Origin of the sequence: Sphingomonas sp. CFBP9019 (assembly GCF_034045155.1) — a bacterium.
GTDB lineage: Bacteria > Pseudomonadota > Alphaproteobacteria > Sphingomonadales > Sphingomonadaceae > Sphingomonas > Sphingomonas aerolata.
Genome location: NZ_JAXCWK010000003.1, coordinates 377,482 through 388,726, shown reverse-complemented (window position 1 = coordinate 388,726; position 11,245 = coordinate 377,482). Strand labels below are relative to the sequence as shown.

The following is an 11,245-nucleotide window of genomic DNA, read 5'->3' as shown; positions in this document are numbered from 1 at the left end:
CGGGAACCCAGACTGGGCTCCCGCCTTCGCGGGAGACCATCAGGGGGAGCGTGGAGGCCGGTGGGTCGCTTGCGGACTTCATCTGGTTCCGGACCGGCGGGCCTGCCGAATGGCTGGTGCGGCCGGCGGATGTCGAGGATTTGGCCGGGTTGTTGAAGACCCTCGATCCGTCGACGCCGGTCCTGCCGGTCGGCGTCGGCTCCAACCTGATCGTCCGCGACGGCGGTGTGCCGGGGGTCGTGGTGCGGCTGCCCAAGGCAATGGCGAAGGTGTCGGTCCAGGACGGTCGCGTTCGTGCCGGGGCGGGGGCAATGGGGATCACGGTCGCCAGCGCTGCACGCGATGCGGGGATCGCCGGGCTCGAATTCTTGCGCGGGATTCCGGGGACGGTCGGCGGTGCGGTGCGGATGAACGCGGGCGCCTATGGACGCGACGTCAGCGATATCCTGATCGAGGCGACCGTCGTCACGCGCGACGGTGCGGTCGAGACCTGGCCCGCGGCGCGGTTCGGTTATGTGTATCGGCATTCGGACCTGCCGGCGGGGGCGGTCGTGGTCGAGGCCGTGTTCTCGGGCACGCCCGGCGAGCCGGCTGTCATTGGGGCCGAGATGGATCGGATCGCCGCCGAGCGCGAGGCGTCGCAGCCGCTCCGGTCGCGCACCGGCGGATCGACGTTCAAGAATCCCGAGGGGCACAAGGCCTGGGCGCTGATCGACGCCGCCGGGTGCCGCGGGCTCACTCGCGGCGACGCGCAGGTCAGCGAGAAGCATTGCAATTTCCTGCTGAACCTCGGGTCCGCGTCGAGCGCGGAGATCGAGGCGCTGGGTGAAGAGGTACGGACCAAGGTGAAGGCGCATTCTGGAGTGACGTTGGAATGGGAAATCCAGCGGGTCGGGGTGGCGAAATGAGCGGTCCTCTTCACATCGCCGTGCTGATGGGCGGCTGGTCGGCGGAGCGTGAGGTCTCGCTGATGTCGGGCAATGGCTGTGCCGATGCGCTCGAATCGCTCGGCCACCGCGTCACGCGGATCGACATGGGACGCGACGTCGCCGCCCGGCTGGCCGACGCCAGGCCCGATCTCGTGTTCAACGCGCTGCACGGGACGCCCGGCGAGGATGGCTCGGTGCAGGGGCTGCTCGACCTGATGGGGTTGCGCTATACGCATTCGGGGCTTGCGACCTCGGTGATCGCGATAGACAAGGTGCTGACCAAGCTGCTGCTCGTCCCGGCCGGTGTGCCGATGCCGGGCGGGCGGATCGTCCGCTCGGTCGACCTGTTCGAGGGGGATCCGATGGCACGCCCCTATGTGCTCAAGCCCGTCAACGAGGGGTCGTCGGTCGGCGTGGCGATCGTCACCGACAGCGGCAATTACGGCAATCCGATCGCGCGCGACGCGGTCGGGCCGTGGATCGACTTCGACGAGCTGCTTGCCGAGCCGTATATTCGCGGGCGCGAGCTGACGACCGCGGTGCTGGGCGGTCGCGCGCTCGGCGTCACCGAACTCAAGCCCAAGAGCGGCTGGTATGATTACGACGCGAAATATACCGACGGGATGACCGAGCATGTCTGCCCGGCGGACATTCCCGACGAGATCGCCGACGCCTGCAAGAGCCTCGCGCTCGAGGCGCACCGGCTGCTCGGCTGCAAGGGTGCGTCGCGCTCCGATTTCCGCTGGGACGATGAGCGCGGGGTCGACGGGCTGTTCCTGCTCGAGGTCAACACGCAGCCGGGCATGACCCCGCTCAGCCTCGTCCCCGAACAGGCGCGGCATATCGGCATGAGCTATGCCGAGCTCGTCCAGGCGATCGTCGACGAGGCGCTGTCGGATCATCCGCTGGCGCCGGGCGGGGCGCCATGAGCCGGACGATCAAGCGTGGCCCGCCCCCCAAGCGGCCCGCCCCGCGGCGCAAGGTCGCGGTCAAGAAGGTGTCGGTGCTCGATCGGCTGGTCGGGATGCTCCCGGTCAGCGAGGACACGCTCAAGAAGATCGCGACCTGGTCGATCCTCGGCGCGGGCGGCGCGGTCGTGATCGCGGCGGCGACCTGGATCGGCATTCCCGGCATGATCGGCGGCGCGATGGCTGAGGGTGCCGGGCGCGCGGGGTTCAAGGTCAACCAGATCGAGGTCACCGGGCTGAAGCGGATGGACCGGATGTCGGTCTATGCGGTCGCGCTCGATCAACAGAGCCGCGCGATGCCGCTCGTCGATCTCGAGGCGGTGCGCCAGAAGCTGCTGCGCTATGGCTGGATCGCGGACGCGCATGTCTCGCGGCGGCTGCCCGATACTTTGCTGGTCGACATCGTCGAGCGCACGCCCGCGGCGGTGTGGCAGGACAATGGCAATCTGACGCTGATCGATGCGTCGGGCGTACTCCTGGAACCGGTGCAGCCCGACGCGATCCCGAACCTGCCGCTGGTGATCGGGCCCGGCGCGGACCGGCAGGAGGCGTCCTACCAGGCGCTGCTCGCCGCCGCCCCCGCGCTCAAGCCGCGGGTGAAGGCGGCGACCTGGGTCGGCAACCGGCGCTGGGACCTGACCTTCGAGAGCGGCGAGACGCTGGCATTGCCCGAGGACGGGGCGCCGCGTGCGCTGGTGAAGTTCGCCGAGCTCGACGGCGCACGGCCGCTGCTCGGCCGCGGCTGGATCCGCTTCGATATGCGCGACCCGACCAAGCTGGTCGCGCGCAAGCCGGGGGCGAGCCTGGCGCACAGCGTCGACGTGCCCGCGCCGGTATCCAGCGAGCCACAGACGACTATACCGTCGCAGACGGCGGACGCGAACGTAACGGGCGGGGAGGGATGACATGGCGAAGGTGGCACCGGAAGGGCTGATCACGGCGCTCGATATCGGGTCGTCGAAGGTTTCGGCGATGATCGCGCAAAAGGGGGATGGCGGCGAGCTGATCGTGCTGGGCACCGGCCAGCGCGAGAGCCGTGGCGTCAAGCGCGGCTATATCGCCGACATGGCGACGACCGAGGCCGCGGTACGCGAGGCGGTCGAGCAGGCCGAACGGATCGCAGGGATCAATATCGAGAATGTCTGGGTCGGCTTCTCGGCCGGCGGGCTGGTGTCCGACGTCGCCGAGGTCGAGTTCGAACTGGGCGGCCACCGCGTCGAGCAGCAGGATATCGACGCGCTGCTCGCGGCGGGCCGCAACTCGATCGATCCGCAAGGGCGGATGGTGCTGCACGCGCAGCCTGCGCTCTATACGCTCGACGGGCTGACCGGGGTTAAGACGCCACTCGGGCTGCATGCCGACCGGCTCGGCGTGCATATCCATGTCGTGGCCGCAGACGGTTCGCCGGTGCGCAATCTCGATCTGTGCGTGCGGTCGGCGCATCTCGAGGTGAAGTCGATCATCGCCTCGCCAGTGGCGACCGGGCTCGCGTGCCTGAGCGACGAGGAGCGTGAGCTCGGTGTCGCGCTGGTCGAGATGGGAGCGGGGATCACCAATGTCTCGCTGTTCGCGGGCGGCATGCTCGTCGGACTGACCTCGATCCCGATCGGCGCGCAGGACATCACCGACGACATCGCCAGCGCGTTCGGGACGCGGCGGCAGAATGCCGAGCGGATGAAGTGCTTCCATGGTTCGGCCAATGCCTCCCCCCGCGACAACCACGACATGATCCCGGTCATGCCGATCTCGGCCGAGGACGGCGCGGGCGAGGGCGCGCAGATCACCAAGGCGCAGCTGATCAGCGTCATCCGCCAGCGCCTCGAACATCAGATGGGCGAGGTGCGCAATGCGCTGAGCACGCTCAAGTTCGAGGGGCCGGTGGGGCGCCAAGTCGTGCTGACCGGTGGCGGTGCGGAGCTGAAGGGCATTGCCGATTATGCGCAACAGGCGCTGGGGCGGTCGGTCCGGATCGGCCGACCGCGCGGATTGACCGCTCTGCCCGAGGCGCATGGCGGACCGGCCTTTGCGACGCTAGCGGGGTTGGCCTTCTATGCGGCGACCGATCCGATCGACCTGCGCGGTATTGCACCGCAGCGGACGATCGTTCACCGGCCGAAGGGAATCGGCATGGTCCGCAAGTTGATTCAGGCGGCACGCGCGAATTATTGAGAGTTTCGAAACGGCTGACGCTATTTCGGCTGGAACAGCCGGTAGCGTTGGTGCACACAGGTTAATCAGGGGCCCGGCCGTAGCGTATCACCGGGATGGGCGGAGAAGCAGGCGATGAGCATCGAATTTCTGAGTCCCGAAGTGGACGAGCTGGCCCCCCGCATCGCGGTGATCGGGGTCGGTGGCGCGGGCGGTAACGCGATCGCGAACATGATGAGGGCCGACGTCCAGGGCGTCGACTTCCTCGTTGCCAACACCGACGCGCAGGCGCTCAAGCAGTCGACCGCGCCGCAACGGATCCAGCTGGGTACCAAGATCACGCAGGGTCTCGGTGCCGGCAGCCGTCCCGAGATCGGCCGCGCGGCCGCCGAGGAGACGATCGACCAGCTCGCCAAGATGCTCGAAGGCGCGCACATGTGCTTCATCACCGCCGGCATGGGCGGCGGCACCGGCACGGGTGCCGCCCCGGTCATTGCCAAGGCGGCGCGCGACATGGGCATCCTGACCGTCGGCGTGGTCACCAAGCCGTTCGCGTTCGAGGGCAATCGTCGCGCCAAGTCGGCGGATGGCGGCATCGAGGAACTGCAGAAGTACGTCGATACGCTGATCGTCATTCCGAACCAGAATCTGTTCCTGATCGCCAACGCGAACACGACCTTCAAGGAAGCGTTCTCGATGGCGGATGAGGTCCTCCAGCAGGGCGTGCGCAGCATCACCGACCTGATGGTCATGCCCGGCCTCATCAACCTCGACTTTGCCGACGTCCGCTCGGTGATGCAGGAGATGGGCAAGGCGATGATGGGCACCGGCGAGGCGAGCGGCGACAACCGCGCGCTCGAGGCAGCGCAGAAGGCGATCTCGAACCCGCTGCTCGACGGCGTCAGCATGCAGGGTGCCAAGGGCGTAATTATCTCGATCACCGGCGGCGACGACATGCGCCTGCTCGAAGTCGACGAAGCCGCGAATCACATTCGCGACCTGGTCGATCCCGATGCCAACATCATCTGGGGTTCGGCGTTCAACCAGGAGCTGGAAGGCAAGATCCGCGTCTCGGTCGTCGCGACCGGGATCGATGCGGACGCCAAGCCCGCCGTCGCGCCCGAGCCGACGCGCTCGTTCAGCTTCGGCATGGGCCGCAAGAACGACGAATCGACGTCGTTCCGTCCGAGCGAGTCCGCGGCACCGACCGGCACGACTGGCACGGGCGACGAGCCGCTCGACCTGTCGAGCGCGGACGCGGTACAGTCCGGCGCCACCGACGAGGAACTCGTCCTGGGCCAGGACAAGATGGTCCCCGCCGCACCGGCCGCACCGCAGTCCTATGCCCCCGCGCCGACACAGGCGGCACCTGCACCCGCCCCGGTGCAGCCGCCGGTCCAGGCTCAGCCTGCGCCGCAGCCGACCGCGCGTACGCCCCAGGCGCCTGCCTATCAGGCTCCGCCGCGCTCCTACGCGGACGATCGTTATGCCGCTCCCACGCCCGCGGCCCCGGCGCCGATGCCGGCTGCGGACGAGGGTGGTGCACGCCGTCGCTGGCTCGCTCCGGGTGCGGAAGCTGCGCCCGAAGCCGCCACACCGGCGACGCCGCGCGTCAAGCTCGGCGGGACGCTGTTCGAGCGCATGTCGAATGCGGCGCGCGGCGCGGCCAAGGAAGACGGCGAGGCGGCCTCGACCGATCCGCTCGACATTCCGCGCTTCCTGCACCGCCAGAACAACCAGTAACGGCCTGCACAAAGGGGCGCGCCGGTTCGTCGCCGGCGCGCCCCGTCCTGGCGCGTAGCGCGCTGCGGCATGTTGCCCGTTCCCGCGCGCTCGGGTCTAGCTACGGGCACCCATGATCTTCCCGACCCATCATCTCCTGACTGCCGCGCTCGCGCTGGTTCTAGTCACCGCACCGAGCGGCGCGCGGGCGCAGGAAGTCGTCCAGCCCTTGCCCGGAACGACCGACGCGGATCGTCTCGGCGACACGATGCGGCAGCTCGCGTCGAACCCCCGCAACGTCGATGCACTGGTCCGCGCGGGGGATCTGTCGATCGGGCTCGGTGATCTGAGCGGTGCCGCGGCACTGTTCGCGCGCGCCGAGAAGGTCGATCCGCGCAACGGCCGGGTGAAGGCCGGCATGGCCTCGATCCTGGTCCGCTCCGAGCGACCGGGCGAGGCGCTCCGCTATTTCGCGCAGGCCGAGGCGTTCGGGCTCCAGCCGCGCTATTATGCCGCGGATCGCGGGCTGGCCTATGACCTGATCGGCGAACAGGATCGGGCGCAGCGCGACTATCGTGTCGCGTTGCGCGATGCCCCCGATGACGAGACTGTCCGGCGTTACGCCCTGTCGCTCGGCATATCCGGCAAGCGTGATCTGGCACTGCAGCAGCTCGACCCGCTGGTCCTCAAGAAGGACCGTGGGGCATGGCGCGCGCGCGCGTTCATCCTGGCCATGAACAATGACGTGCGCGGCGCAGAGACGATCGTCACGACGATGATGCCCGGGGCTGCGGCCCGCGGTCTGCAGCCCTTTTTCCAGCGTCTGCCATTGCTTGCGCCCGCAGATCGCGCCTTTGCGGTGCATTTCGGCGAAGTGCATGCGACTCCGCAACGGATCGCCGATGCGCGGATGACGCCGGTCCTGCCGCAACTGGGTGCCGATCCGACCGCGCCGGTAATGCTCGCGGCGGCCGAGCCGCAGCCCGCACCCCAGCCGACGGGCCGTGCCAAGGCGGCCGCCGATCGATCGGTTACCCGCCGCGACAAGACCGCACGGTCGGGTCGCGCCGAAGTCGCCGCTTTGACGCCGACCCCTACGACCACGCCGACTCCGTCGCCAACGCCTTCGCCCGTCCGCCCGGCGGCAACCGTGCAGGCGTCTGCGCCGATGGTCATGGTCCAGCCGCTGCCCAAGCCGCCGGTGGTGCTGGCATCGACACAGCCGGTCCAGCGGCCGACCGGTCCTGCAGCGACCACGACGCTCCCCCCGTCCGCGCCGACATCGACCTTCGTCCAGCCCTTACCGGCCCGGACGACGTCGGGTGCGGCGGCGGACGCGAACCGGGTCTCGCAGGCAAGCGTGGCGGCGTCTTCGCCGACGCGCGCGCCCGATACGCCCGGTGCGCTGCCCTCTGCGATCGTCACCCAGATGGCGGCGCTGCCCGTCTCGCCGGTGACGACGGCTGGAACAACGCTGTCGGTGATGCCGCGAACCGCGACGGCCCCGGTCACGGTGCCGTCCACTGTCCCGACCACGCCAGCGGCGGCGGGTGTCGCCGCTACAACGGTTCCGGCGACGCCCGCCGCCGTCGCGCCCGGCATCGGGTCGACCCCGACGCAGGTCGCGGTCGCCGCCACGCCTGCTCCGACCGGGCGGACCATCCCCGTCAGCGAGGATTCGATCCTTGCACGAATCATTGCCGGGCTGTCGATCCCGGCATCCGAACTCGGTGTCGCGCCGATAGCTCGGGCTGCACCCGTGGTGCCGGCAACGGCCTCCGGGCTCGGTGCGGGCGACGACGCCAGTGCACGTGCGCTCGCCGACGCGAAAGCCAAGGCGGAGCGCGATACCGCCGCCGAGGCGGAGGCGCTTGCCGCGACCCGGCTCGCCGAGGCGAAGGCGGCGCGCGCGAAGCTGGCGGCGGACAAGAAGGTCGCCGATCGCAAGGCGATCGCCGACAAGAAGATTGCCGCCGAAAAGAAGGCCGCCGCCGAGAAGAAGGCGATCGCCGACAAGGCAGCGGCAGAAGAGAAGCGGATCGCGCGCGCCAACCCCGAGCGCATCTGGGTCCAGGTGTCGACCGGCGCGACCGAGGGTGACCTGCCCAAGGCGTGGAAGGGCGTGAAGGCGAAGGCGCCGACCGTCGTCGGAACGCGTGGCGGCTGGACGGCGCCGTGGGGCGCGACGAACCGCGTGCTGGCGGGGCCGTTCAAGACCGCCGCGGAGGCGCGGACCTTCGTCAATGCGCTCGCCAAGGAGGGCGTCTCGACCTTCTCCTTCACCAGCGATGCCGGTCAGGTCGTCACGAAGTTGCCCGCCAAGTGAGCGCGCGTGCGCCCTGGGCTTCGGACCCGGCGCGGAGCAAAGGTCGGCTTCACGAGGAACAGAACGGGACCGTCCGCGGCCCGCGTGACGCGTTCCAGCGTGATCGCGACCGGATCATCCACTCGATCAGCTTCCGCCGGCTGCGCCACAAGACACAGGTCTTCATGGCGCCCGACGGCGATCATTTTCGCGTCAGGCTGACCCATAGTCTCGAAGTCGCGCAGATCGGTCGTGCGGTCGCCCGCACGCTCGCGCTCAACGAGGATCTGACGGAGGCGCTGTGCCTCGCGCATGACATCGGCCATCCGCCCTTCGGTCATGCCGGCGAGGATGCGCTGAAGATCGCGCTGACCGGGCAGGGCGGGTTCGACCATAATGGCCACACGCTGCGCACGCTGACCGAGATCGAGCGCCCCTATCCGCGCTGGAACGGGCTGAACCTGACCTGGGAAACGCTCGAAGGGCTGGCCAAGCATAACGGCCCGGTCCGCCACCCCGGCTGGGCGCTGCGCGTGGCGGATTCGGCGTTCGATCTTGCGCTCACGAGCTTCTCGTCGCTCGAGGCACAGGTCGCGGCGATCGCCGACGACATCGCCTATGACAATCACGACATTGACGACGGGCTGCGCGCAGGATTGCTGACGCTCGACCAGCTGATGGCGGTCCCGCTGATCGCGCGCGGCTGGGACGATACCTGCGCGCGCTTCCCCGATGTCAAGGCAAAGCGGCTGATGGGTGAACTGGTGCGCTCGCAGATCGGCACGATGGCCAACGACCTGATCGCCGAAACGCGTCGCCGGATCGCGGCAAGCGGTGTCACCAGCGTCGAGGACGTGCGCGACGCGGGCGAATGCCTTGTCGGATTTTCCGATGCGATGCGCGAGGAAGAGCGCGATCTGAAGCGGTTCATGTACGCGAACCTGTATCATCATCCGCGCCAGATCGCCGCGGCGGATGCCGCACACGGGATCGTGACCGGGCTGTTCGCGATCTATCGCGACGATCCCGGCACGATCCCCGAGGAATGGCGCGATCGCCTGCCCGAGGCGGATCCGGATCGCAGCCGGCACATCGCCGACTTCATCGCCGGCATGACCGATCGCTATGCCATCTCGCGCTACCGCGAGCTGGTCGGGCCGATCGATCTGCCCGAGGGGTTCTGAAGCCCGGCCGATTTCGCGGGGTCAATGTCCGCGCGAAATCGGCTGAGCCGTCAGCATCTTAGCGTGCGACGGCGGCGATACCGCCGGCCGCGCCCGATGCTTCGGTCGTCGCGAAGGCTACCGGCACGCCGCCCGCCGTACCCGACACGCGGTCGCCGCGCACGATGAGGTGAAACGCCTGGCCCGACGGGAATCGGCGGCCGTTGATGACCTGGCGGCCGTTCTCGACGCTGCTGGTGTAGACATAGGTGCTGCCTTCATACTCGAAGGACTGCTTGGCTTCCTTGGCCATGCCGATCGTCGAGGTGAGGGCGGCCGCCGCGGCGGCGATGATGTATACGGTCTTGCGCATGATATGTGCTCCGCAGTGAAAGATCGTACCGGGCGCAATCGGGTGGTCACCCAGCTTTGATGCCCTGAAGATATTGCGGTGCAGCATAAGCAGCAATTGCAAAGGAGGCCGTCGCACTTGCACGGCGTGCACGGCAACCATTCGCCGCGATTGGCATAATCCTGCGACACTCCCGGCCTAGGACCAGACTGCAGGAGATGACGGATGACCCAGGCGAGCATCGCATTGAACCGGTTCGGAATTGGTGCGCGACCCGACGACGTGGTCGGTAACGGCAGGGACTGGCTAACGACGCAGATGCCGGCGTTTGCGATCCGCCCGCCGGCGATTGCCGCCGCCCCTGACAGCGCGCGCGTTGCAACCGATCTCGCCAGCTATCAGCAAGCGCAACGTGCGGCTCGCGCGGCCGCACCGCCGCCGGATGCCATGCGCACCGCGCCGGCGACACCGCCGGTGCGCAGCGACGCGGTGCGGGCCGCACGGCAGGCGATTGGGAAGCAGGCGCGGGACGATTACGGTGCTGCGGTTGCCGCGCGCGCGATCGCCGCGCTCACCACGCAGACTCCGTTCGTCGAGCGGCTGGTGCATTTCTGGGCGAATCACTTTGCGGTGTCGGCCGACCGGCTGACGGTGGTCGGGCTGGCGGGGACGCTCGAGTTCGAGGCAATCCGGCCGCACGTGCTGGGCCGGTTCGGTGACATGCTGGCGGCGGTCGAACGGCACCCGGCGATGCTGCTCTATCTCGACCAGGCGGTATCGGTCGGCCCGAGCAGCGCACTCGGCATGCGGGTCGCGGCGCGGGGCGGGCGCAAGGTCGGGCTGAACGAAAACCTCGCCCGCGAAATCCTCGAGCTGCACACACTGGGGGTGCGCACCGGCTATGGCCAGGGCGACGTCACCGAACTCGCTCGAGCGATGACGGGGTGGACGGTGGCGGGCCTGGGACGTGGCGGCGGGCGGGATCAGGGCCCGGCGGGGCGGTTCCGGTTCGCGGCGGCGGTCCACGAACCCGGCGTGCGAACCGTGCTCGGCAAACGTTATGCGGAGGATGGCGAGGATCAGGCGCGAGCGGTACTCCGCGACCTCGCGGTGAACCCGGCGACCGCGACGCATGTCGCGACCAAGCTTGCCCGGCATTTCGCCGGTGACGTGCCGCCGCCGGCGATGGTCGCACGCTTGCGGGCCGTCTTCCTCGAGACGGGCGGCGACCTGCCGAGCGTGTACCGCGCGCTGATCGCGTCGCCCGAGGCCTGGATCGAGACGCCGGTGAAATTCAAGACGCCCTGGGAATGGTCGATCGCGGCGATGCGCGCGCTGGGCATGACCAATGTCCAGCCGGGCGCGATCGCAGGCCTGCTGACGCAGCTTGGCCACCCGGTGTGGAAGCCCGGGCAGCCGGCCGGCTATGACGATATCGCCGCGAGCTGGGCGGGGCCCGATGCGGTGATGCGCCGGGTCGAGGCGGCGGAGCGGTTCGCCTCGCGCGCGGGCGGGGCGATCGATGCCCGCAGACTGGCGGCGACGCTGTTCCCCGGATCGGTGAGCGCCGCCACGACCGAGGCGCTGGCGCGCGCCGAAAGCCCCGGGCAGGCGCTCGCGCTGCTGCTCGTCGCACCCGAATCGATGCGGAGATAAGC

9 protein-coding genes are annotated in these 11,245 nt (G+C 69.2%); 8 read left to right on the top strand and 1 reads right to left on the bottom strand.

The window, feature by feature from the left end:
* Positions 1-50 precede the first annotated feature (50 nt).
* From murB to SOM18_RS09815, 7 genes are all read left to right on the top strand, one after another.
* Complete coding sequence (murB, locus tag SOM18_RS09845) at positions 51-908, top strand: UDP-N-acetylmuramate dehydrogenase (protein WP_235188281.1); 858 nt, start codon at positions 51-53, stop codon at positions 906-908.
* Positions 905-1,858, top strand: coding sequence for a D-alanine--D-alanine ligase (locus SOM18_RS09840; RefSeq protein ID WP_031439539.1), 954 nt, complete (start codon positions 905-907; stop codon positions 1,856-1,858). Before murB ends, SOM18_RS09840 begins: the two co-directional genes overlap by 4 nt.
* A complete protein-coding gene (locus SOM18_RS09835) occupies positions 1,855-2,802 on the top strand; it encodes a cell division protein FtsQ/DivIB (protein ID WP_320481605.1) in 948 nt (315 codons plus the stop codon). Before SOM18_RS09840 ends, SOM18_RS09835 begins: the two co-directional genes overlap by 4 nt.
* Before the next feature lies 1 nt (position 2,803).
* A complete protein-coding gene (gene ftsA / locus SOM18_RS09830; protein WP_031393123.1) occupies positions 2,804-4,066 on the top strand; it encodes a cell division protein FtsA in 1,263 nt (420 codons plus the stop codon).
* A 114-nt stretch (positions 4,067-4,180) separates the two neighbouring features.
* Complete coding sequence (gene ftsZ / locus SOM18_RS09825) at positions 4,181-5,788, top strand: cell division protein FtsZ (protein ID WP_320481604.1); 1,608 nt, start codon at positions 4,181-4,183, stop codon at positions 5,786-5,788.
* Positions 5,789-5,900: 112 nt separating this feature from the next.
* On the top strand, positions 5,901-8,093 hold the full coding sequence (locus SOM18_RS09820; protein ID WP_320481603.1) for an SPOR domain-containing protein: 2,193 nt from the start codon (positions 5,901-5,903) through the stop codon (positions 8,091-8,093).
* Positions 8,090-9,256: a deoxyguanosinetriphosphate triphosphohydrolase gene (locus SOM18_RS09815; protein WP_031439543.1), complete on the top strand. Its 1,167-nt coding sequence runs from the start codon at positions 8,090-8,092 to the stop codon at positions 9,254-9,256. The genes SOM18_RS09820 and SOM18_RS09815 overlap by 4 nt, the downstream gene beginning before the upstream one ends.
* A 58-nt stretch (positions 9,257-9,314) precedes the next feature.
* Here SOM18_RS09815 and SOM18_RS09810 read toward each other — a convergent pair whose 3' ends face one another.
* Positions 9,315-9,608 carry a hypothetical protein gene (locus SOM18_RS09810; protein ID WP_031439544.1) on the bottom strand — a complete coding sequence of 98 codons (294 nt, stop codon included), beginning with the start codon at positions 9,606-9,608 and terminating at the stop codon, positions 9,315-9,317.
* Positions 9,609-9,812: 204 nt separating this feature from the next.
* On the opposite strand from SOM18_RS09810, the gene SOM18_RS09805 reads away from it, so the two are divergent.
* Positions 9,813-11,243, top strand: a complete 1,431-nt coding sequence (locus SOM18_RS09805) for a DUF1800 domain-containing protein (protein WP_320481602.1) — start codon at positions 9,813-9,815, stop codon at positions 11,241-11,243.
* The last annotated feature ends 2 nt before the right edge of the window (positions 11,244-11,245 follow it).